Consider the following 22426-nt stretch of genomic DNA (forward strand, 5'->3'; position numbering starts at 1 on the left):
CGTGAAAGATGACCTTAGTCCGAGAAGGCTACCATTCGGTAGATCGGGTGGAATTGTTCACAACGGCCGCCACAGGCCGTGCGAACTGCGACGTTACTGTAACCGAGCGTGGTTCGGTGGAACGTGTTCTATGTCGGTGGATGTGCTATCTAGGCGCTTAGCTGTACATTCCCGTCCCAAAGGGATGGGGTAGGCGAAAGTTGGAGGACCCCTTGGCCAGGCGCGCTCTGATCACCGGCATCACCGGCCAGGACGGTTCCTATCTGGCGGAGCACCTACTGGAGCAGGGGTATGAGGTGTGGGGCCTGGTCAGAGGCCAGGCGAACCCGCGCGTGTCGCGGATGCGCAAGCTGCTCACCGAGGTGCGGGTGGTGCGTGGTGACCTGCTGGACCAGGGGTCGCTGATCTCGGCCGTCGAGCGGGTGCAGCCCGACGAGGTCTACAACCTCGGCGCTATCTCGTTCGTGCCCATGTCGTGGGAGCAGGCCGAGCTCACGGCCGAGGTGACCGGGATGGGCGTGCTGCGGATGCTCGAAGCCATCCGGGTGTGCTCGGGCGTGTCGCGGGGCGGGAGCACATCCGAACAGATCCGCTTTTATCAGGCTTCGTCCTCTGAGATGTTCGGCCAGGTCAGCGAGACCCCGCAGACCGAGGCCACCGCCTTTCACCCGCGCTCGCCGTACGGGGTGGCCAAGGCGTACGGGCACTTCCTGACGCAGAACTACCGCGAGTCGTACGGGATGTACGCCGTGTCCGGGATCCTGTTCAACCACGAGTCGCCGCGGCGCGGGGCCGAGTTCGTCACCAGGAAGGTCTCGCTCGGGGTGGCCCGCATCAAGCTGGGACTGGCCACCGAGCTGCGCCTGGGGAACCTGGAGGCGCGGCGCGACTGGGGGTACGCCGGCGACTACGTCAAGGCCATGCACCTCATGCTGCGGGCCGGCAAGCCCGAGGACTACGTGATCGGCACCGGGCGGATGAAGTCGGTCAGGGAGCTGGTGGAGGCGGCCTTCACCGCCGCCGGGCTGGACTGGGAGCGGTACGTGGTGACCGACCAGGCGCTGCACCGGCCGGCCGAGGTGGACCTGCTGTGCGCCGACCCCAAGAAGGCGCGGACGCAGCTGGGGTGGGAGCCGCAGGTGCCGTTCGACGAGCTGGTGGCGACGATGGTCGAGTCCGATCTGCGGCTGCTCGCCGACGGCGGCGACCCGCACGACGAAGGCTCCTGGCCCTGATCGCCATGTCGCGTCGGCAGCGCTACGCCTGGGCAGCGCTACGCCTGGGCAGCGCTACGCCTGGGCAGCGCTACGCCTGGGCGGTGCTGCTTCTGGGCGGTGCTGCTTCTGGGCGGTGCTACGCCTGGGCGGCGCGGCGGTAGGCGCCAGGGGTCAGGCCGAAGCAACGGGTGAACCAGCGCGTCAGGTGGCTCTGGTCGGCGAAGCCCGTGGCCGCCGCCACCTCGCCGATCGGTTCGCCCGCGGCGATCAGCGCGCGGGCCCTCCTGAGGCGGAGCTGGCGCTGGTAGTCGCTGGGCGGCAGGTCGTACTCGGCGTGGAAGGCGCGGTAGACGGCGTAACGGCTGGCGCCGCTCTCGCGCGCCAGGTCGTCGATCGTCAGGTCGTCCATCGGACGGTCGTGCAGGACCTGCCTGGCCCGCCCGGCCACCTTCGACGCGGCCCGCTTCCCGGCGTCTCCGGCGTTCTTGCCGGTTTTTCCGCTGGCCGCTCGTCTGGCGATGCCCGCGACCGCAGCCGTTAGCAGCTCCTCGCGACGCAGTGCCGTCGCCGTCGTGCCGCCGTCGAGCAGGGCCGCGTGCAGGGCGCGTAGTGCGTACGCCGGCGCCGGATCGTCCACCACGGGGGAGTCGAAGAGCGGCAGGCCCGTACGGCGGCCGGTCGCGTCCGCCAGCGCGTCGGCCACCAGCTCCGGACCGAGGTGGACGATCCGGTAGGTGAAGCCGAGCGCGTCGGCGGCGTGGCCGTCGTGGGGATCGTCCGGGTTGAAGGCCATGACCATGCCCGCCGCGCTCGTGTGCGCGGCGCCCCGGCAGCTGAACGACTGCGCGCCGGTCTCGGTCAGCCCGAAGGAGTAGGTCTCGTGGCTGTGCCGGTGGTAGACGTGCCGCTCGAAGTGGGCGTGCATGGCCTCGATCGGCCGGTCGGGCGACCGCCAGTAGCGGGACCAGTCGTGCGTCATGCCTCCATTCTCTATTGACAAGCAGAATTTTTACGTAAAAGATTGTTTTTGCGATGAGAGATGTCCTGTATCTGGAAGAGATCGAGCAGGCCGAGGCGCTGCTCAAGCCGCAGCGCGTGGAGGTGCTGCGGCAGCTGGCCGAGCCGCGCACCTGCTCCGAGGTCGCCGAGCGGCTCGGCCAGACGCCGCAGCGGGTCTACTACCACGTCAAACGGCTGGTCGAGGCCGGGCTGGTGGACCAGGTGTCCGAGCGCAGGGTGCGCGGCATCCACGAGGGCATCTACCAGGCGGGCGCGCGGTCGTACTGGCTGTCGCCGCGCCTGGTCGGCCGGATCGGGCTGCGCAAGGTTCGCGACGAGCTGAGCCTCGGCTACCTGCTCGACCTCATGGAGGAGGTCCAGGCCGACATCGCGGCCCTGGACAGGACCGCGCCCGAGCTGCCGTCCATCGGACTGTCCGGAGAGATCCGCGTACGTCCGGACCAGCGGCAGGACTTCCTGAACGACCTGCAGAACACGTTGCGGGACCTTTTCACCCGGTACGGCGGCGCCGAGGGCGACGCCTTCAAACTGGCCGTCGCCTGCTACCCCCAGGCCGAGCCCACACAAGGAGAGCGAGACGATGACTGAGCCCCTGATCGTGCGTGCCAACATCCCGGCGCCTGTCGAAGAGGTGCGCCGGGCGCTGACCGACCCCGACGTCCTGCGGATCTGGCTGGCCGAGCACGTGGAGGTGGAGCTGCCCGAGCGGTTCGCGTTCTGGGGGCGTACGACGCCGGAGGGCGACGCGCCGCACCAGCGGCTGCTGCACGCCGACGAGAACACGCTGCGCTTCGCGTGGCTGCTCGACGGCGAGGAGACCACCTCGGAGATCACGCTGGCGCCGGACGAGACGGACGAACGGCGCACGGTGCTGACCCTGTCGCAGACGCACTTCGACTTCCAGGACGTCATCACCGGCAAGAGCATCCGGGGCGTGCTGCAGACGTACTGGTGCCAGGTGCTGACCATCCTCGGCGAGCACCTGGAGGGCCGCGAGCCCACGCCCATGCAGGACTTCACCTCGCCGGAGATGCGGGTCGAGGTCTCGATCGACGCCTCGCCCGAGGCGGTGTTCGAGTCGATCACCTCGTCGGAGGTGGTGACGAAGTGGTTCGGCTATCCCATCGAGATCGAGCCGTTCGTGGGCGGGCGGTACGCCATGGGCGGCCTGGAGAACAACCCCGACCCCGCGAAGGTGCTGGAGCTCGAACCCGGCCGCAAGCTCTCCGTCGACTGGGGCGAGACCGGGGTCGGCACGTGGGAGCTGGAGGGGTCGGCGGGGAAGACGCGGCTGACGCTGGTGCAGAGCGGGTTCGACCAGTCGAATCCGCCGTACGCGGCGTGGGGCGGGTTCCTGTCGGGCCTCGCCGAGCTGCGGCGCTACCACGAGGTGGCCGACTGGCGGCCGATCCTCCAGGCGTAGGCGCACGAGCGTTCAAGACCCGGTCGGGGGAGGTGGGGGAGGGTGGTGGCCATGCGTTTCGATACCAAGATCGCCATCGTGGTGCGCGAGGACCTGGCCCCCTGGCAGCGCCTCAACGTCACCGCCTTCCTCGCCGGCGGCCTGGCCGGCGGCGTCCCCGGGGCCATCGGCGAGCCTTACCAGGACGCGTCGGGGAACGCGTACCTGGCGCTGTTCCGGCAGCCTGTGCTCGTGTACGAGGGGGGCCTGGGGGCGTTGCGCGGGGTCAGGGAGAAGGCGGTGGGGCGGGGGATGGACGTGGCCGTGTACATCGAGGAGATGTTCAAGACCGGTCATGATGCGGACAATCGGGCGGTTGTGGCGGGGGTGCGGGGTGAGGAGCTGGATCTGGTGGGGGTGGCGGTGCATGGGGGGAAGAACGGGGTGGACAAGGCCCTGAAGGGCCTCCGCCTACATCCCTGACCGACCCGTCCCAACCAATGGGCCGCCCAGCCCCGCAACCAACTCCCCAAACCCCCAGACTGACCCAACCCCCAGAAAAGCGCAGAACACCCTCACCCTCAACCCCTGATCTCGAACAAGCCTTCGTTATCCACAGAATCCCGTTCGGCTCCACCACACCCACCCCCGCCAACGCATCCTTGCGCCATGAACCAGCCGCCAAGCCCCGGGCACCCGCACGAGACCCCACCTTCGAGCACCGGCCCCAGACCACCGTCCCTGACCCAACGCGCCGGCCGCATCACCCGCGCCGTACCCCAGGTCGTAGCCTGCCGCCAGACGGCGGCGCACATCTGGGGCTTGCAAGTTCTTCCCGCCCCGGAGGCCGACTGGCCAGTCGAGCTCACCGCCCCCGGCCACCTCGTGATCCCCGGTTGCGTCACCTACCTGGCGTCCCTCCCCGACGAAGACATCACCGAGCACAACGGCGTGCGGATCACCACCATGGAACGCACCGCCCTCGACTGCGCCCGCTGCCTGCCCCGCATGGAGGCCGTCGCCATCGTCGACCAGTTCGCCCGCAAGGGTGTCGATCTGGAAGCCCTGTGGCATCGCCCGCTCAACAGCTGGCGCCTGCGCGACACGCTCAGTCTCGCCGACCGGGGAGCCGCCTCGCCGAGGGAGAGCTGGCTCAGGGTCCTCCTCGTCGACGGGGGCCTCCCCAGACCCACCACACAGATCCGGGTAGCCCTGGCCGAAGACCGGTTCGCCTACCTCGACATGGGCTGGGAGGAGTTCAAGGTCGCCGTGGAATACGACGGCCGGCAACACCACACCTCGGCCGCCGACCAGCAACGCGACACGGACCGCCGGGAGGGGCTGCGCCGGCGGGGCTGGCGGGTGATCGCCGTCCGGCGCGACGTCATCCCCGGCCAGATCGCCGACCTGCTGCACCACGTGGCCGACGCCCTGATCGAACGCGGCTGGCGCCCGGGCCCACACGGCACCAACCGCATCCTGAGCCGCATCCGCGCAGCCCGCCGCAGCTCCCGCTTCCGCTTACCCACCCATCCCACCCCGGGGCACGCCACCTTCCAACCCACCAACCCCCAACCCCACCACCGAGCGCCCATGACCACCGCCCCGACCCCCATCTCGACCGAACACCGCCAGGGAGGGCAGCAGGACGACACTGACCCCGTGTGCAGCCCCGCATCCAGTACGTCGGGCACTTGGCTCGTGTCCGGCAAAACCGGCGCGGGGCCTGCATCGAGCATGACAAGCGCGGCGTCGGCGTCCGATACGACCGTGTGGTTCCCGCATCCCTTATGCCCGGTGCGCGGCCCGCGTCCGGTACAGCGGTGTGGAAACCGCGCCCGCTACGACCGGTGCGCGGCCCGCGCCGAGCACGACCGGTGCGATCCCACGTCCGGCATGACGAGCACAATGCCCGCCACCGGTGCGGGGGCCGGTGCGCTGGGGACGTCCGGCATCACGGGCGCAATGCCCGCCCCCAACGCAACGGATGCGACGCCGGCGTCCGGTCGGCGGGTGCGGAGTCCGCGCCCGAGCAGCAATCGTGGCGTGAGGAGATCAGCGTCGCCGTGTTGCCGTGTCGCCGTGACCATCAGCTGATGGTCACGGGGAGCTCCTTGATGCCGTTGATGAAGTTCGAGCGCAGTCGCCGTGCCTCGCCCGTCTGCCGCAGGCGGGGGCGGCGGCGGGCCAGTTGCTCGAACAGGATGCGGAGTTCCAGCTTGGCCAGGTGGTTGCCCAGGCAGAAGTGGGCGCCGCCACCACCGAAGCCGATGTGGGGGTTGGGGTCGCGGCCGATGTCGAAGGTCTCCCCGTCGGGGAAGACGGAGGCGTCGCGGTTGGCGGAGGCGTAGAAGACGACGACCTTGTCGTTCTCCTTGATCTCCTGCCCGCCCAGCACCTGGTCGGCCGTGGAGGTACGGCGGAAGAGGTTCACGGGGGAGACCCAGCGGACGATCTCGTCGGCGGCGGTCTTCGCGAGCGTGGGATCGGCGAGGAGGCGGTCCCACTGGTCGGGGTGCTCGAAGAGGGCGAGCATGCCGCCGGAGGCCGCGTTGCGGGTGGTCTCGTTGCCGGCGACCACCAGAAGGAGGATGAAAAGGTCGAACTCGTCCTCGCCGAGGGTCTCGCCGTTCTCGTTGGGCTGGAGGAGCTTGGTGACGATGTCGTTCTTCGGGTTGGCTCTGCGCTGCGCGGCCAGCTGGTTGGCGTACGCGTAGACCTCCATGGCGGCCCCCGACCCCTCCTCGGGGTTGGCGGCGTAGTCGGGGTCCTGGGCGCCGATCATGCGGTTCGACCAGTTGAACAGCTTGTCGCGGTCCGCCACGGGAGCGCCGAGGAGCTCGCAGATCACGTAGAGGGGCAGGGGCGCGGCGACTTCGGTGACGAAGTCGATCTCGCCGGTCAGCTTGTCGAGGAGGTCGTCACAGATGTCGCGGATGTGCTGTTCGAGCGCGCCGATCGTACGCGGAGTGAAGCCCCGGTTGACCAGGGAGCGCCGCCTCGTGTGCTCGGGCGGGTCCTGGTTGAGCATCATGAGGCGCTGCAGTGCGATCTGGTCCTCTTCCAGGTCGTCGAAGAGGGCGAGCTTACGGTGGGAGGAGAAGAGTTCGGAGTGCCGCGACACGTGTACGACGTCGTCGTAGCGGGTCACGGCCCAGAACCCCGGCTCGCCCTCGTGCCAGTGGACGGGGGAGTTCGCGCGAAGCCAGGCCAGCTGGGCGTGGGGCGGTCCTGAAGTCGCGTAAAGGTCCCTGTCGACGAGGTCTATGTGCACGCGGGTTCACCTCTTGATCAAGCGCTTGGTTTCGCGGTACTGAAACGTGTTCTATTACGGGACTATAAGTGCGTCAAGGAGTGCCATGGATCGTTCCTGGTCACCGCTGGTGCAGAGCACTCTCGGCAACCCATCCACCCATCCGCGCCATCCCATCCGCGCCATCGCCTTCACTCGCCCCACACCGCACCCCGCCGCTACGTCCCTACGCCTCAACCCGTGCCTAACTCAATGCCGAATTTCTCCGCCGCCCGCCGCCCGCCACGCCCCGCTTCCGGTTTCGGCTGGTCGTCATCGGTGGGCTCGGTCCTGGGTGGGGCCCGTCCGCTGTCGGTCCAGGTGTTGCCTGTGGCTGTTCTAGCTGTCGTCCGATGTATTCGAGGGTCACGTTTCGAGTCTGTGAAGTCAGCGATCGGAGCGGTTAAGTGGGTTCACAGGGAACCAATCCCCCGAAGGGGTGTATTTCGAGGTCACGGATCGGAGGTATCCAGCTTGACGCCCTTGACATGCTCCACCCCATCGCAGCAGCATCAGGAAACAAGACATCCGATGTATATGCGAAGGAACGCGGTGTGAAGCTGCTGCGAGTGGGACCCGTCGGCCAGGAGCGGCCGGTGGTCATGGACGGTGCCGGGAAACTGCGCGACATCGGGGAGCCCGAGATCGACGGGGCTTTCTTCGCCTCAGGCGGAGTGGCCCGGGTTCGTGCGGCCCTTGAGCGTGGTGACCTGCCCGTGGTCGAGGAGGAAGGGGTGAGGGTCGGTGCGCCGGTCGCCCGGCCGGGGAAGATCGTCTGCATCGGGCTCAACTACAGCGACCACGCGGCCGAGTCGGGCGCGGCGGTGCCGGAGGAGCCGGTCGTGTTCATGAAGGCGAGCAACACCATGGTGGGCCCGTACGACGAGGTGCTCGTGCCCCGGGCCAGCGTCAAGACCGACTGGGAGGTGGAGCTGGCCGTCGTCATCGGGCGGGAGGCGCGATATCTGCGCAGCCGCGAGGAGGCGCTCGATGTGATCGCCGGCTACGCGATCTCCAACGACGTCTCCGAGCGCGAGTTCCAGCTGGAGCGCGGCGGCCAGTGGGACAAGGGCAAGTCGTGCGAGACGTTCAACCCGCTCGGCCCCTGGCTGGTGACGGCCGACGAGGTGAGCGACCCGCAGCGGCTGGGCATGCGCCTGTGGGTGAACGGCGAGCTGCGGCAGGACGGCGACACCAAGAACATGATCTTCGACGTGGCGGAGGTCGTGCGGTATCTGAGCCAGTTCATGGTGCTGGAGCCGGGCGACGTGATCAACACGGGTACGCCGGCGGGTGTCGCCATGGGGATGCCGGGGCAGCCGTACCTGCGGGCCGGTGACGTGATGGAGCTGGAGATCGAGGGATTGGGCCGGCAGCGGCAGACGGTGGGGCAGGCATGACGGTGACGGCGGGCGGGAGCTCGTACCGGATCGTGGCGATGGAGACGCACGACGTGCGGTTTCCGACGTCCCGCGAGCTCGACGGCTCCGACGCGATGAATCCCGACCCCGACTACTCGGCCGCCTACGTGGTGCTGAAGACCGACGACGGCTACGAGGGGCACGGGTTCGCGTTCACGATCGGGCGCGGCAACGACATCCAGACCACGGCGATCGGCGCGCTGGAGCCGTACGTGGTGGGCAAGGACGCCGAAGACCTCGGCACGCTCTACAAGGACATGATCAACGACTCGCAGCTGCGCTGGCTGGGTCCGGAGAAGGGCGTCATGCACATGGCGATCTCCGCTGTGGTCAACGCCCTGTGGGACCTCAAGGCGAAGCGGGAGGGCAAGCCGCTGTGGCGGTTGTTGTCCGAGATGTCGCCCGAGGAGATTGTCGAGCTCATCGACTTCCGCTACCTGAGCGACGCGCTGACCGGGGACGAGGCGCTGGAAATCCTGAAAAAGCAGGAGAAGGGGAAGGCGGAGCGCATACAGCGGCTCGTCGAGACCGGATATCCCGCCTACACGACCTCCCCCGGCTGGCTCGGCTACGGCGACGAGAAGTTGCGCCGGCTCTGCAAGGAGGCGATCGAGCAGGGGTTCGGGCAGATCAAGCTCAAGGTCGGCGCCGACCTCGAGGACGACCGGCGGCGGTTCAGGGTGGCCCGCGAGGTGTGCGGCGACGGCTTCCCGATCGCGATCGACGCCAACCAGCGCTGGGACGTCGGCTCGGCGATCGAGTGGGTCAACGCGCTGGGCGAGTTCGACCCGCACTGGGTCGAGGAGCCGACCAGCCCCGACGACGTGCTCGGCCACGCCGCCATCGCCAGGGGCATCGCGCCCATCAGGGTGGCCACCGGCGAGCACGTCCAGAACCGCATCGTCTTCAAGCAGCTGCTGCAGGCCGAGGCCATCTCGTTCCTGCAGATCGACTCCGCCCGCGTCGGCGGGGTCAACGAGAACCTGGCGATCCTGCTGCTGGCGGCCAAGTTCGGCGTGCCGGTCTGCCCGCACGCGGGCGGGGTCGGGCTGTGCGAGCTGGTGCAGCACCTGTCGATGTTCGACTACGTGGCGGTCACGGGCACCATGGATGGCCGCGTCATCGAATACGTCGACCACCTGCACGAGCACTTCGTGGACCCCGTGGTGATCCGTGACGGTCGCTACGTGGCCCCGTCCAGGCCGGGGTTCAGCGCGGAGATGCGTCAGGAGTCGATCGCCGCCCACACCTTCCCCGGCGGCGAGGTTTGGAGGGACGAAGCGTGAGCCGTACGACGAGTGAGGGCCTGAAAGCGGTCGTGACCGGCGGCGGGTCCGGGATCGGGCTGGCCGCGGCCACCGCGCTGGCCGAGCGCGGGATGAAGGTCGCCTGCCTCGACCTCAACCCGCCCGGTGAGCCGTTCATCGGGATCAAGGCCGACGTCACCGACGACGCGGGCGTGCGGGCCGCGGTGGCAGAGGCCGCCGAACGGCTCGGCGGGATCGACGTGCTCGTCAACAACGCGGGCATCGGGGCACAGGGCACGATCGAGGACAACCCCGACAGCGAGTGGCACAAGGTGTTCGACGTCAACGTGCTCGGCATGGTCCGCGTGGCGCGGGCCGCGTTGCCGTACCTGAGGAGGTCGGAGCACGCGTCGATCGTGAACACGTGCTCGATCGCGGCCACCGCCGGGCTGCCGCAGCGCGCGCTCTACAGCGCCACCAAGGGCGCGGTGCTGTCGCTGACGCTGGCCATGGCCGCGGACCACATCAGAGAGGGCATCCGGGTCAACTGCGTCAACCCGGGCACAGCTGACACGCCGTGGGTCGCCAGGCTGCTGGACGCGGCCGGCGATCCGGAGGCGGAGCGGGTCGCGCTCAACGCCAGGCAGCCGATGGGCCGCCTGGTCACCGCCGAGGAGGTCGCCTCGGCGATCGCCTACCTGGCCGGCCCCGAGGCCGGCGCCACCACCGGCACCACGCTCGCGGTCGACGGTGGCATGCAGGGGTTGCGACTGAGGCCGGCCAACTAGGCCAACGCCAACCAACAAGGAAGGTACCCCCCAAAATGAAGCTCGGTCGGGTGGTCGCGGGAGCGGCCCTCTTGGCGGTCGTGACCGCGTGTGGCGCAGGCACGACGACGGAAGCAGGAGGCGGCGGCGGGAAGGTCGGCATCGACCACCCCCGGGCCGACTCCGACTTCTGGAACTCCTACATCAAGTACGTCCCCCAGATGGCCGGCGAGCTCAAGGTGGACCTGATGCCCGCCACGAACTCGCAGAACGACGTGGCCAAGCTGGTCAACAACGTGCAGGCGCTGATCGGTCAGGGCGCCAAGGTCATCGTCATGGCCCCGCAGGACACGGGCGCCATCGCCAACACGCTCCAGCAGCTGGAGAACAAGAAGATCCCCGTCGTGACCGTCGACACCCGGCCGGACAAGGGCAACGTCTTCATGGTCGTACGCGCCGACAACCGCGCGTACGGCACGAAGGCGTGCGAGTTCCTCGGCGAGAAGCTCGGCGGCAAGGGCAAGGTCGTGCAGCTCCAGGGCGCGCTCAGCTCGATCAACGGCCGTGACAGGTCGGAGGCGTTCCTGGAGTGCATGAAGAGCAAGTTCCCCGGGATCACGGTGTTCAGCGAGCCGACCGAGTGGGAGGGCAGCAAGGCGGCCTCCATGCTGCAGACCCGCCTGGAGCAGAACCCGGATATCAAGGGCATCTACATGCACGCCGGGGGCGTTCACCTGGCCCCCACGCTGCAGGTGCTCAAGCAGAAGGGCCTGCTGGTCCCGCCGAGCGACCCCAAGCACGTCTTCGTGATCTCCAACGACGGGATCCCGCAGGAGTTCGAGTCGATCAGGAAGGGTGACATCGACGCCACGGTGTCGCAGCCGGCCGACCTGTACGCCAAATACGCCCTCTTCTACGCCAAGGCGGCGGCGGACGGCAAGACGTTCAAACCCGGCCCGACCGACCACGGCAGCACGATCATCCAGCTCCCCAACGGCCTGGAGGACCAGCTTCCCGCGCCGCTGGTGACCAAGGAGAACGTGGACGACCAGGCCCTCTGGGGCAACCAGGTCAAGTGATGAACGTCCACGTCGAAGCCCGGGACGTCGTCAAACGCTTCGGACCGACCACGGCCCTGGCCGGCGCGCGGATCGCGATCGCGGAGGGCGAGACGCACGCGCTCGTCGGCAGGAACGGCGCGGGGAAGTCCACCCTCGTGTCGATCCTCACCGGGCTTCAGCGGCCGGACGAGGGCGAGGTGCTGTTCTCGGGACAGCCGGCGCCCGCTCTCGCCGACCGCGACGCCTGGCGCCGGCGGGTGGCCTGCGTGTACCAGAAGTCCACGATCATCCCGGCGCTGACGGTCGCCGAGAACCTGTTCCTCAACCGCCAGTCCGACAAGGGACTGATCAACTGGCGGGCGCTGGCGGCCAGGGCGCGCGAGGTGCTCGACACGTACGAGGTGGACGTGGACGCGCAGGCGCTGGCCGGCGACCTGAGCGTCGAGCAGCGCCAGCTCGTCGAGATCGCCCGCGCGCTCTCGTTCGGGGCCAGGTTCATCATCCTCGACGAGCCGACCGCCCGGCTCGACGGCCCGGCCATCGAGCGGCTGTTCACCCGCATGAGGTCGCTGCGCGAGCAGGGCGTCACGATGATGTACATCTCCCACCACCTCGACGAGGTCTACGAGATCTGCCAGAGCGTCACCGTCTTCCGCGACGCCCGGCACGTCACGACCAGGCCGGTCGCCGACCTGCCGCACGACGAGCTGGTCGCCGCGATGACGGGGGAGGCCACGGCGGTGTACGAGGCCCGCTCCCGCACCCCCGGCGAGACCGTGGTGCTCTCGGGCGAGAACCTCGGCCTGGTCGGCCGCTACTCCGGCATCGACATCTCCGTACGGTCCGGCGAGGTCGTCGGCCTGGCCGGCTCCGCGAGCAGCGGCAAGGTCGGCCTGGCCGAGACACTGGTAGGGCTGCGCAGGGCCGACACCGGCACGGTCACGATCAACGGCACCAAGGTCAGGCCGGGCGACGTGCCCGCAGCCATGAAGGCGGGGCTCGGGTTCGTCCCCGAGGACCGTCACCACGAGGGGTTCGTCCCGCTGCTGTCGGTCGGGGAGAACGCCACCTTCCCGATCGCCCGCAAGCTGGGGCGTTACGGACTGATCAGTCCCTCCAGGCGGCGTGACACGGCGGAGCGGATGATCGGGGCCCTCGACATCAAGACCGAGGGCCCCGATCAGCCCGTCGCCGACCTGTCCGGAGGAAACGCGCAGAAGGTCGTGTTCGCCCGCGCGCTCGTGGACGACCCGACCGTCCTCGTCGTGATCAACCCGACCGCCGGCGTCGACGTCAAGGCCAAGCAGGCCCTGCTCGGCGCCGTCGAGGACGCGGTCGAGCGGGGAGCGGGGGCCGTCCTGGTCTCCGACGAGCTCGACGACCTGCGGATCTGCGACAGGGTGCTGGTGATGTTCCACGGCAGGGTCGTCAAGGACGTGCCACGTGGCTGGACCGACCACGAGCTAGTGGCCGTGATGGAAGGCATGGAAGAGTGACCACTTTGACTGCACCGGCCCCCCGGGTGCGGCTGGCCAGGTTCCGCGACCTGACTCTCGTACCGGTGATCGTGATCCTGCTGGTCGTGGGCGCGGTCCTGGACCCGACGTTCCTGACGGCGGGCAATCTGACGAACGTGCTGCAGCAGCAGGCGGCGATCTCGCTGCTCGTGCTGGCCGAGGCGATGATCCTGATCGCCGGCAAGTTCGACCTCTCGCTGGAGTCCACGGTGGGCACCGCGCCGGCCATCGCGGTGATGCTGGTCGTCCCCGTGGCGGCGGGCGGATTCGGCATCGGCCTGCCAGGCGCGCTGGTCATCCCGCTGGCGCTGCTCATCGGGGCGGCGATCGGGGCGTTCAACGGGTTTCTGATCATCAGGTTCCAGCTGTCGGCGTTCATCGTCACGCTGGCCATGCTGATCATCGTGCACGGCTTCCTCCAGGGGCCGAGCGAGGGCAAGACCCTCTTCCAGTTGCCCGACTCGATCCTCTACCTGGGCAGCGCGCTGTGGCTCGGCCTGCCGGCGGCCATCTGGATCGCCGGCGCGTTGTTCGCGGCGGGCATCTTCGGGCTCGGCTACCTCCGGCTCGGCCGTTCCCTCTACGCGATCGGCGGCAACGTCGACGCGGCCCGCGCGGCCGGCATCCGCGTGGACAGGGTGCTGTACGGCGTCTTCATCCTGGGCGGCACACTCGCCGCCCTGGCCGGCATCCTGGAGACCGGACGACTCGGGGCGATCGGTAACAACCAGGGCGTCGGCTGGATCTTCATGGTGTTCGCCGCGGCCGTCATCGGCGGTGTCAGCATGGACGGAGGCAAGGGCACGATCCTCGGCGCGCTCACCGGCGTCCTGGTGATCGGCCTCGTCCAGAACATCCTCACCCTCATCGGCGTCTCGGGCTTCTGGCAGCCGGTCATCTACGGTGCGATCATCCTGATCGCCCTGATGATCAGCCGGATCGCGGGAGGAAAGGCACAAGATTGATGGAACGCGGGATCGACCTGCCCCGCCACGGCTTCGGCGGCGCTCCGATCGGCAACCTGTACGACGCGGTCGCCGGCGAGACGGCCCGCGCCACGATCGACGCGGCGTGGGAGAGCGGGGTACGTCTGTACGACACCGCGCCCCACTACGGCCTGGGCCTGTCGGAACAGCGGGTGGGCGCGGCACTGGCCGGCCGCTCCGGCTACCTCCTGTCCACGAAGGTCGGCCGCCTCCTCCGGACGTCCGGCGGGCGTGCGGGGGGCCCGGATCGGGACGAACAGGGCTTCGACGTGCCGGCCGAGCTGGAACGGGTGTGGGACTTCAGCCGGGACGGGGTGCGTACGTCGCTGGCGGAGTCCCTGGCCCGGCTCCAGCTCCCGGCCGTGGACATCGCCCTCATCCACGACCCCGACGACCACGTGGACCAGGCCCTCGCCGAGGCGTACCCTGCGCTGGCCGAACTGCGGGCGGAGGGGCGGATCCGGGCGATCGGCGTCGGGATGAACCAGTGGCAGGCGCCGCTGCGCTTCGTCCAGGAGACCGACGTCGACGTCGTCATGCTCGCCGGCCGCTACACCCTGCTCGACCAGTCGGGCCTGCCACTGCTGGAGGAGTGCGTACGGAGGGGCGTCAAGGTGCTCGCGGCCGGGGTGTTCAACAGCGGCATCCTGGCTACCGACGAGCCGTCGGGAACCTACGACTACGTACCCGCGCCGGCGGAACTGCTGGACAAGGCGAAGCGCATCGCCCACATCTGCCACCGCCACGGGGTCTCCCTGCCTCAGGCGGCCATGGCCTTCCCGCTGCGGCATCCGGCGGTGGCGACGATCGTCGTGGGGGCGCGGGCGCCGGAGGAGGTCGTACGGAACGCCGAGTTGTGGTCACGGCCGGTGCCTGAGGAACTGTGGGAGGACCTGCGAGCTGAAGGTCTCCTGACCGTCGACGGCTGAAGGAGGAACGACCAGGCTCGGCGACCGGCGGTCGCATCGATCGGAACGAGCTCAGTGTCGAGCAAACGCATGCTCGGTTTGCCGAAGAGAAGCCGCCGGACATGCGCTGACCGTTTCCCCAGGTCGACGCGGGTTGATGGTTGATTGGTCGCTACGTGCGTGGGCGATTGGTCGCTGGGTTCGTGGGTGATTGGTCGCTGGGTGCATGGTGAGTGGTGGGTGGTCGCTGGGTGCTGGTGGGCGGTCAGGGTGGGAGGAGGAGCCAGGATTTTGAGGGGCCCGGCTCGTACGGTGAGTCGAGGCGCTTGGCGACCACCCCCGGCAGGCCCTGCTCCCGCGCCGCCTGCCGTACCGGCTCCGCCTCCCCTGGCCATGCCGGTGCGGTCTGCCAGTGGGCGCCTGTCAGGTTCAGCGCCTCCAGGGCCGCCCGTCGTTCCGTGTACGGGCGTGCCGTGAGGGAGTGGCCGTCGTCGTACAGGAGGTCGTAGAAGACGAGCAGTTCCGCGCCGCCCAGCGTGGCGAGCTCGCCGTCCAGCACCGCGGTGCGGCTGCCGAACGACTCGGCCAGGCCGCGCAGCCACGGGTGTTCCCTGGCGGCGTCCGTGCGGCCCCCGTCGATGGGCACCAGGAGGCGCCGGCCGCCCCAGGCGAACTCGAAGGCGTAGGCCTCGGCGTCCTTCGGAAGTCTGGTGCGGGGCGTGGGCAGCATGGGCTCCAGTGGCGGGAACGGGTCGCGGACGGGGGCGTCCATGCGGTGGATCATCCAGTTCTTGCCCCGCGTCTGGAACAGCACGAACCGGCCCGACGCCCGCTTTCCGTGCAGGACGAACTTGACCTCGCGATCCGACCACTTCTCCACGTCGTACGTGCCGGTGTCCCAGACGGTCATGGTGCCGCCGCCGTACTCGCCCTGCGGGATCTCGCCGTGGAAGGTGAGGTACTCCATCGGATGGTCCTCGGTGTGCACCGCCAGGTGGTTGGTGCCGGGGTCGGCGGGCAGGCCCTTGGGGACGGCCCAGGAGACCAGCACGCCGTCACGCTCCAGGCGCAGGTCCCAGTGCAGGGATCGGGCGTGGTGCTCCTGGATGACGAAGGCGTTCCCGCCAGGGGCGGGAGAGGGGGCTTCGGGGACGGGCTCGGGGGTGCGGGCTGGGTCGCGTTTGCTCCGGTATCGCTCCAGTTTGTCGGCCACAGAAGCGGTACTACCCGTTGTCATTGCCGCCGATCGGGGTTCCAACACGGGTCCAGTACGGGGTATGCACGGGTCCGCCACAGGTCCGGCACGAGGGCGTCCCGCTCGCCCAGCGTCCACATCGATCGCGGCGGTAGATTCCTCCGATGTGTGACTCAAGGCTGAGGTCTGCGAGGCGCGCTCGAGCCTGCGGGCTTGTCGGTCGTGGTCAAGGCTTCGGTGTCCGGCACGCGCTCAGGACCTTGGGTGAGTGCTGTGGCTGTGGATCTCGCGTCCCGATGACCTATGCCAGGGTGCTGGGGACGTTGGGCGCGCTTGCGGGGGATTGGGGTGAGAAGCGGCGGAGGGGTGCCGTGCGGGAGTGGGCGACCGTGTCGAGTGCGCGGCCGGACGGGTGGTACCTGTCGATCTGATCAGCCGCCTAAGCGGGCTGAGTGCCGACGAGGGCGGTCAGTGAGCCGATGGTCACCTTGCCGGACGCGCCCGCAGGGACTTTCCTCGACGAAACGGACGGGTCCTGCTCTGGTGACCGGATGCCTGGCGATGGCGTTTCCGACGATCATGGAGCGAGCTCGCATCGCTTCTTGCCACGATCGTGGGGTGAGCCCGTACCGCCTCCCGCCGGTCATCGGATGGGCCCCTACGGCGTTCTGCCGCAGGAGCCAGTTGAGCGACCTCGTACGGCGTACTGTCGCAGGAGTCAGTCGAGTTCGAGGGCTCGGCGTAGCCATGACTCCACGCCGGCCACGTGGACGGTCGCCCACGAGCGGGCCACGTCGGCTTGGCGGGCGGCGATGGCGTCGTAGATGGCGGTGTGCTGCTCGCGCGTCTTCTCCATCGCGCCCCCCTGCGTGAGACCCCGCCAGATGCGCGCCCGGGTGGTCGGGCCCGACAGGCTCTCGATGAACGAGCAGAGCACGCTGTTGCCCGAACCCTGCGCGATCCGCAGGTGGAACTGCAGGTCGTTGGCGACCAGTTCCTCGATCGTGGGCCGGGCGGGCAGGGATTCGAGGATCACGCGCAGCTCCTCGATGTCGGTCTCGGTCATCTGCTCCGTCGCCATCGCCGTGGCGGCCGGTTCGAGGATGCGCCGGACCTCGAAGAACTGCAGCACCGTGTCGTCCCGGTGCAGGTCGAGCACGAACGACATCGTGTCCAGCAGCAGGCGGGGCTCCAGGCTGGTGACGTACGTGCCGTCGCCCTGGCGTACGTCCAGGACGTTGATGAGCGACAGCGCGCGGACCGCCTCGCGCAGCGAGTTGCGTGACAGGCCGAGCCGCTCGGCGAGGTCGGCCTCCTTCGGCAGCCGGTCGCCGGGGGCCAGCTCCCCTGAGAGGATCATCTGCTTGATCTTGTCGATGGCCGCGTCGGTGACCGCCACGCTCTTCTCCCTAGACATCGGATGTCTAGGAGTCTAGAGCGTGGAAGCGGACAGGTTCGACACCGGTGACGCGCGAAATCAGGCCCCGGGCCTCCAATGTGCGCAAGTGGGCGGCTGCCTCGCCGGCCGCCATGCCTTTCAGCACAGGGGCCAGATCCTCCCACGGCCTGTTCCACGTCATCATCGAGGCGACCTCCCAGATGGTCAGCGGTTGCGGCCGCTGAGCCAGGAGGGCGCGCAGCCGTTCGAGCTTCTCCTCGTGATGGTGTCGGATCTGGACGGCTCGTGCGGCCACATCGGGAAATATCCACTCATGGGCGGGGAGGGCGTCGAGTGGGCCGAGATCGCCCACACGGTCGAGCGAGTCCAGGAAGTCGCCCAGTGGGTCGATGTCATCACGATCGTACGGATAAATCCCGACGTGGGGTGTGATGTCGGGTAGGACGTGGTCGCCGGTGAACAGGCGGTCGGCGTCCTCAAGGTGCAGGCAGATGTGGCCCGGTGTGTGGCCGGGGGTGTGCAGGGCGCGCAGCTTGCGGCCCGGCAGGTCGACCAGGTCGCCGTCACACAGGACGCGGTCGGGCTGGGCCGGCGGCGCGGGACGCTCGCCCACGGCCTGCGCGGCCTCGGCGGGGTCGGCGCCGGCCCGCCTGAGCATGTCGGCCTGCATCTCGGCCTGCGCGCCGGCCTCGTACTCGTTGATGAGCCGGACGAGTGCGGCGTCGGCCTCGTGCATGGCGATCCACGCGCCGGACACCTGCCTGACCTGTCCGGCCAGGCCCGCGTGGTCGGGGTGGAAATGGGTGACGACTACTCCGCTGACCGCGCTCACGTCCAGCCCCAGCGCCGCGAGCCCGCCGCTGAGCGCCTCCCAGGCGTCGGGGTGGTTCCAGCCCGCGTCGATCAGTACGGGGCCCTTGGGCGACTCGACGGCGTAGACGAGGGTGTAGCCGAGCGGATTGCCGGGAATCGGCACCGGCACGCTCCACACCCCGCCACCGAGATCCTGCGGCCGCTGCTCGGCGTACGGCCTGCGCCTGGTCTTCATAAATCCCCCGATGTCGGTACGTGCTCCGGCGAGTATGCGCGCCACCGGCCCCGATTGTGAAATGGGTGGTAAGTCGGATGGTTCGCGGTCGTGAGTGGGTCAGTGGGTCGGGTGGGTGGTCTGTCGGTCCGCGGTCGGTCGTCACTGGGCCGTGAGTGGGTCGTGATGGGCTGAGCGGGTGGTTAGCCGGTCCGCGGTCGGTTGTGAGTGGGGCGGGCGTGTGGTCAGCCGGTCTGCGGTGAATGGGCTGGGTGGGTAGTCCGTCGGTCTGTGGTCGAAGGTGAATGGGCTGGGCATGTGGGGGGTTGGGTGGTGTTGATCGTGGCATGGGTCGGTGCGCGGTCATTCGGCGGTGGTCGGTGGTGGAAGGGGGCGCGCACGTGGTCGCCCGGCCGTGATCGTGAATCGGCCTGACCCGTGGTTGCCTGGCCGTGAGCGGTTGTAGGAGGGGCCGGGCACGTGGCAGGCCGGGCGTGATGAAACGTGGAAGGGGCGAGCGGTCGGGCGTGCGGTCGGCGGGGCATGGTCGATCGTGGGAGGGGCCGCGCATGTGGTCGGCTTGGAGGCGATGGAACGTGGCAGGCGCTGAGCGGTCGATCCGGCGTGCGGTCGGCCGGGCATGCACGATCGTGAATGGGGCCGGCCGGGCGTGATCGGGCAGGCAAGGGGTCAGGTACGCCGTTGGTCGGGTGTGGGCCGTCGTGAAGAGGACCGGTCGGGCGCGGGGCGTCGCGGAAAGGGTGGGGCGGTGGGGCGGGGTGGGCACGTGGTCAGCCGACTCGTTCCAGGATGGTGGCCGTGGCCAGGGCTCCGCCCGCGCACATCGTGACCAGCGCCGTCGCCGAGTCCGATCGTTCCAGCTCGTGCAACGCCGTCGTGATCAGGCGCGCCCCCGTGGCGCCCACCGGGTGGCCGAGGGCGATGGCGCCGCCGTTGACGTTGACGCGGTCGAGGTCGGGTTCGTGCACGCCGGCCCAGGACAGTACGACCGCGGCGAACGCCTCGTTCACCTCGAACAGGTCGAGGTCGCCCATCGTCATGCCGGCCGAGGAAAGCACCTTGGCCGTGGCGTCGACGGGGCCGTCGAGGTGGTAGTACGGCTCGGCCCCGACCAGGGCCTGCGCCAGGATGCGGGCGCGGGGGCGCAGGCCGTGGCGGCGGGCTGCCTGCTCGCTCATGACCAGCACGGCCGACGCGCCGTCGGAGATCTGGGAGGAGGTGCCGGCCGTGTGCAGGCCGTCCTCGATCACCGGCTTCAGCCCGGCCAGGCTCTCGACGGTGGTCTCACGCAGGCCCTGGTCCCTGCGAACGTCGCCGATCGGGACGATCTCGCGCTCGAACCGCCCGTCGGCCCACGCCTTGGCGGCCAGGCGCTGGGAACGCGCGCCGAACCAGTCGAGCCGCTCCCGGGTGAGCCCCCGCCGCTTGGCGATGCGTTCGGCGGCGGTGAACTGGTCGGGCAGGTCGATGGCCCAGTCGTCGGGCCTGGGGCGCGCGGGCCGGACGTTGCTGCCCAGCGGCGCCCGGCTCATGACCTCGATGCCGCACCCGATGCCCGCCTCGATCACGCCCGCGCGGATCAGCGCCGCCACCAGGTGCACGGCCTGCTGCGACGAGCCGCACTGGGCGTCGACGGTGGTGACACCGGTCTGGTACGGCAGCCCCGCGTAGAGCCACGCGTGCCGGCCGACATGACCGCCCTGCTCGCCGGCCTGGGTGACGCAGCCGGTGAACACCTGGTCCACGATCGCGGGGTCGATGCCCGAGCGCTGGACGAGCCCGTTGAGCGTCCCGGCCAGAACCTGTTGCGGTTTGAGCTCGGAGAGCCAGCCGGCCCGCCTGCCGATCGGGGAACGTACGGCCTCGACGATCACAGGGGTGCTCATAGCCGCCTCCAGAACGATACTCTGGCGCGACTGTAACGCGTTCTACTTTGTTTCGGAACCCTCCCACTTGGCCGGCATCCCGAACGTCTCGAACAGCGACTCCTCGAAGAACATGCCGACATGCCCGACCCGGTCGCCCCTGAACGTGATCACCATGATCGCGAACTGGCCGTAGACGCCGTCGGCGCGGTGGTAGACGGCGAAGGCCGGCTGCCCGTTGGCCTCGATCGGCACCAGCTTGAGATCGCCGGGACCCTGCGCGGGGCAGTGGATCCTGGTGAGCTCGGCGATCGCCTCCGGCCCCTGATACCACCCGACGAACGGCGGCATCTCCCAGATCGCGTCTTCGGTGAACAGGTGGACGAGCCCGTCGACGTCGTAGTTTTCGAACGCGGCGACATAGCGCTCCAGATGGGCCCGCTGCTCCGCCGTGAGCGGCCCCACCGGATCGTCGAGGCTGGGCGAGGCTTCGCTGAGCTGGGCGCGGGCCCGCTGGAGGATGCTGTTGACGGCCGCGGTCGAGATGCCGACCGCCTCGGCCACCTCGGCGGCCTTCCACCTGAGCACGTCACGCAGGACCAGCACCGCCCGCTGTCGCGGCGGCAGGTGCTGCAGCGCCGCGACCAGGGCAAGCCTGACGCTCTCGCGCGAGGTCACGACGGCGGCCGGATCGTCGGCGCCGACGCCCGTCATGGCGTCGGGCGCGGGCTCCAGCCACGGCACCTCGCCGTCCTGCGCCAGCGGAGCGACGGCGTCGGCGCTCGGCGCGCCCAGGCCCGTCGGCAGCGGGCGCCGGGAGCGGTTGTCGAGCGCGGTCAGACACGTGGTGGTGGCGATGCGGTAGAGCCACGTGCGCAGCGAGGAACGCCCCTCGAAGCCCTCGTACGCCCGCCACGCGCGCAGATAGGTCTCCTGCACCTGGTCTTCCGCGTCGTGCACCGAGCCCATCATGCGGTAACAGTGGGCCAGCAGCTCGCGCCGCATCGGGTCGGCCAGCCGGAGGAAGTCCTCGTTCGTCGGCTTGTCGGTCATGCAACCCTGTATAGACGGTGGCACCGACAGAAAGGCTTCATTTCGTCCTCGCCCGCGAAAACCGGCGCGTGGACTTTCCGGTCCGGCCGGCTGCCGATGCCGGCGGGTGCTCCCGTTCGCGGGGTTGTCCGGTGTCGGTGGGTGCTCCCGTTCGCGGGGTTGTCCGATGCCGGTGGGTGCTCCCGTGCGCAGGGTGTCAGATGTCCGCGAGCAGGCGGCCGGCGGCGGTCTCGATGCGGCGCTGGATCTGGTCGTACGTGCGCCGCCCCCGCAACATCTCCAGCAGCTCCTGCACCCACACGCTGGCCAGCGACCCGGCGAGGTCGGTCTGCTCCTCGCTGGCCTCCTCCAGCGACAGCCCGTCGGCCGAGACGCGCAGCAGCAGCCCGGTCATGCGGTCGCCGAACGGGGTCTGCACCTCGGCCATGATCAGCGACCGGATGAGCGCGTCGGCCAGCTCGGGCTCGCGCATCAGCCCCCGCGTGGCCCGCATGAGCACGTCGACCGCCCGGCTCGACGGCGTGGCCGCTCCCGGCGGGCGGCGCTCGATGCTGCTCTCCAGCAGGTCGAGCTCCTCGCCCACCACGGCGACGACGAGGTCCATCTTGGAGGGAAAGTATCGATAGAGCGTGCCAAGCGCCACGCCCGCGCGCTCGGCGACCGTGCGCATCTGCATGGCCTCGACGCCGCCCCTCGACGCCAGCGCCGCGGCGGCCTGCACGATGCGCTTGCGGCGTTGGTGCTGGCTGCGCGTACGGACGCTGTGCCCGCCCGGTGCTGGGTGGCTCTCCATGGTCCCCTCGGTGTCGCTGGCGGGCGGCGGCACGGGCACGTGCGTGGTACGCATGAGAACACGTTATCTGATTTCTCGATAACGCGGCTTGTTACTCGCGGGTCACAAACGAGCCCTATTGCCCCATGTCTACGGCGTTACACGGATATATCCCCACCTATCGACACGTACTCGTGCTGGACAGCTTTTAGAATCTGTTCTAGTTTGCGGGGTGGCTTACCAAGCGCTTGCTGGA

At 69.4% G+C, this 22426-nt stretch carries 20 protein-coding genes; 12 read left to right on the forward strand and 8 right to left on the reverse strand.

The features are described 5' to 3' along the window. Nucleotides 1–212: 212 nt before the first annotated feature. Complete coding sequence (locus AB0C28_RS43125) at nucleotides 213–1235, forward strand: GDP-mannose 4,6-dehydratase (RefSeq protein ID WP_357848780.1); 1023 nt, start codon at nucleotides 213–215, stop codon at nucleotides 1233–1235. A gap of 118 nt (nucleotides 1236–1353) precedes the next feature. Here the strand turns inward: AB0C28_RS43125 and AB0C28_RS43130 are convergent, their stop codons facing one another. Further along, a complete protein-coding gene (locus AB0C28_RS43130; protein ID WP_358081541.1) occupies nucleotides 1354–2196 on the reverse strand; it encodes an AraC family transcriptional regulator in 843 nt (280 codons plus the stop codon). A gap of 53 nt (nucleotides 2197–2249) precedes the next feature. Between AB0C28_RS43130 and AB0C28_RS43135 the strand changes: the two genes are divergently transcribed. From AB0C28_RS43135 to AB0C28_RS43150, 4 genes are all read left to right on the forward strand, one after another. Beyond that, nucleotides 2250–2825, forward strand: coding sequence for a helix-turn-helix domain-containing protein (locus tag AB0C28_RS43135; protein WP_357848774.1), 576 nt, complete (start codon nucleotides 2250–2252; stop codon nucleotides 2823–2825). Beyond that, nucleotides 2818–3660, forward strand: a complete 843-nt coding sequence (locus tag AB0C28_RS43140) for an SRPBCC domain-containing protein (protein WP_358081544.1) — start codon at nucleotides 2818–2820, stop codon at nucleotides 3658–3660. The genes AB0C28_RS43135 and AB0C28_RS43140 overlap by 8 nt, the downstream gene beginning before the upstream one ends. 51 nt (nucleotides 3661–3711) lie before the next feature. After that, a complete protein-coding gene (locus AB0C28_RS43145; protein ID WP_357848768.1) occupies nucleotides 3712–4122 on the forward strand; it encodes a DUF2000 domain-containing protein in 411 nt (136 codons plus the stop codon). A gap of 186 nt (nucleotides 4123–4308) precedes the next feature. Beyond that, a complete protein-coding gene (locus AB0C28_RS43150; RefSeq protein WP_358081546.1) occupies nucleotides 4309–5736 on the forward strand; it encodes a DUF559 domain-containing protein in 1428 nt (475 codons plus the stop codon). On the opposite strand, the gene AB0C28_RS43155 is transcribed toward AB0C28_RS43150, so the two are convergent. Beyond that, nucleotides 5729–6913, reverse strand: coding sequence for a cytochrome P450 (locus AB0C28_RS43155; protein WP_357848763.1), 1185 nt, complete (start codon nucleotides 6911–6913; stop codon nucleotides 5729–5731). The genes AB0C28_RS43150 and AB0C28_RS43155 overlap by 8 nt on opposite strands. Nucleotides 6914–7485: 572 nt before the next feature. Between AB0C28_RS43155 and AB0C28_RS43160 the strand changes: the two genes are divergently transcribed. Genes AB0C28_RS43160 through AB0C28_RS43190 form a run of 7 tightly spaced genes read left to right on the forward strand, consistent with a single transcriptional unit; the run spans nucleotide 7486 to nucleotide 14859 of the window. Next, on the forward strand, nucleotides 7486–8331 hold the full coding sequence (locus AB0C28_RS43160; protein ID WP_357848760.1) for a fumarylacetoacetate hydrolase family protein: 846 nt from the start codon (nucleotides 7486–7488) through the stop codon (nucleotides 8329–8331). Then, a complete protein-coding gene (locus tag AB0C28_RS43165) occupies nucleotides 8328–9638 on the forward strand; it encodes an L-fuconate dehydratase (RefSeq protein ID WP_357848757.1) in 1311 nt (436 codons plus the stop codon). The genes AB0C28_RS43160 and AB0C28_RS43165 overlap by 4 nt, the downstream gene beginning before the upstream one ends. Continuing rightward, the gene (locus AB0C28_RS43170; protein WP_357848754.1) at nucleotides 9635–10387 is read left to right on the forward strand and encodes an SDR family oxidoreductase; all 753 of its coding nucleotides are present in this window, start codon (nucleotides 9635–9637) and stop codon (nucleotides 10385–10387) included. The genes AB0C28_RS43165 and AB0C28_RS43170 overlap by 4 nt, the downstream gene beginning before the upstream one ends. A 35-nt stretch (nucleotides 10388–10422) precedes the next feature. Continuing rightward, complete coding sequence (locus AB0C28_RS43175) at nucleotides 10423–11445, forward strand: sugar ABC transporter substrate-binding protein (protein ID WP_346111709.1); 1023 nt, start codon at nucleotides 10423–10425, stop codon at nucleotides 11443–11445. Further along, nucleotides 11445–12923, forward strand: a complete 1479-nt coding sequence (locus tag AB0C28_RS43180; protein ID WP_358081549.1) for a sugar ABC transporter ATP-binding protein — start codon at nucleotides 11445–11447, stop codon at nucleotides 12921–12923. The genes AB0C28_RS43175 and AB0C28_RS43180 overlap by 1 nt, the downstream gene beginning before the upstream one ends. Beyond that, nucleotides 12920–13909 (forward strand): ABC transporter permease, encoded by a 990-nt coding sequence (locus tag AB0C28_RS43185; RefSeq protein WP_358081552.1) that lies wholly within the window; start codon nucleotides 12920–12922, stop codon nucleotides 13907–13909. The genes AB0C28_RS43180 and AB0C28_RS43185 overlap by 4 nt, the downstream gene beginning before the upstream one ends. Beyond that, nucleotides 13909–14859, forward strand: a complete 951-nt coding sequence (locus AB0C28_RS43190) for an aldo/keto reductase (protein WP_357848748.1) — start codon at nucleotides 13909–13911, stop codon at nucleotides 14857–14859. Before AB0C28_RS43185 ends, AB0C28_RS43190 begins: the two co-directional genes overlap by 1 nt. Nucleotides 14860–15103: 244 nt before the next feature. Here AB0C28_RS43190 and AB0C28_RS43195 read toward each other — a convergent pair whose 3' ends face one another. The 6 genes from AB0C28_RS43195 to AB0C28_RS43220 form a co-directional block, all read right to left on the reverse strand. Beyond that, the gene (locus tag AB0C28_RS43195) at nucleotides 15104–16051 is read right to left on the reverse strand and encodes a DNA polymerase ligase N-terminal domain-containing protein (protein WP_358081555.1); all 948 of its coding nucleotides are present in this window, start codon (nucleotides 16049–16051) and stop codon (nucleotides 15104–15106) included. Nucleotides 16052–16751: 700 nt separating this feature from the next. Then, nucleotides 16752–17450 (reverse strand): FadR/GntR family transcriptional regulator, encoded by a 699-nt coding sequence (locus AB0C28_RS43200; protein ID WP_358081558.1) that lies wholly within the window; start codon nucleotides 17448–17450, stop codon nucleotides 16752–16754. Nucleotides 17451–17457: 7 nt separating this feature from the next. After that, nucleotides 17458–18480, reverse strand: coding sequence for an MBL fold metallo-hydrolase (locus AB0C28_RS43205; RefSeq protein ID WP_358081672.1), 1023 nt, complete (start codon nucleotides 18478–18480; stop codon nucleotides 17458–17460). 770 nt (nucleotides 18481–19250) lie between these two features. After that, nucleotides 19251–20366, reverse strand: coding sequence for a steroid 3-ketoacyl-CoA thiolase (locus AB0C28_RS43210; RefSeq protein WP_358081561.1), 1116 nt, complete (start codon nucleotides 20364–20366; stop codon nucleotides 19251–19253). Nucleotides 20367–20408: 42 nt separating this feature from the next. Then, a complete protein-coding gene (locus AB0C28_RS43215) occupies nucleotides 20409–21398 on the reverse strand; it encodes a sigma-70 family RNA polymerase sigma factor (RefSeq protein ID WP_357848736.1) in 990 nt (329 codons plus the stop codon). A 196-nt stretch (nucleotides 21399–21594) separates the two neighbouring features. Next, complete coding sequence (locus tag AB0C28_RS43220) at nucleotides 21595–22191, reverse strand: TetR family transcriptional regulator (protein ID WP_346111739.1); 597 nt, start codon at nucleotides 22189–22191, stop codon at nucleotides 21595–21597. Between the last annotated feature and the right edge of the window lie 235 nt (nucleotides 22192–22426).

The organism is Nonomuraea sp. NPDC048892, from assembly GCF_040649735.1.
GTDB lineage: Bacteria > Actinomycetota > Actinomycetes > Streptosporangiales > Streptosporangiaceae > Nonomuraea > Nonomuraea maheshkhaliensis.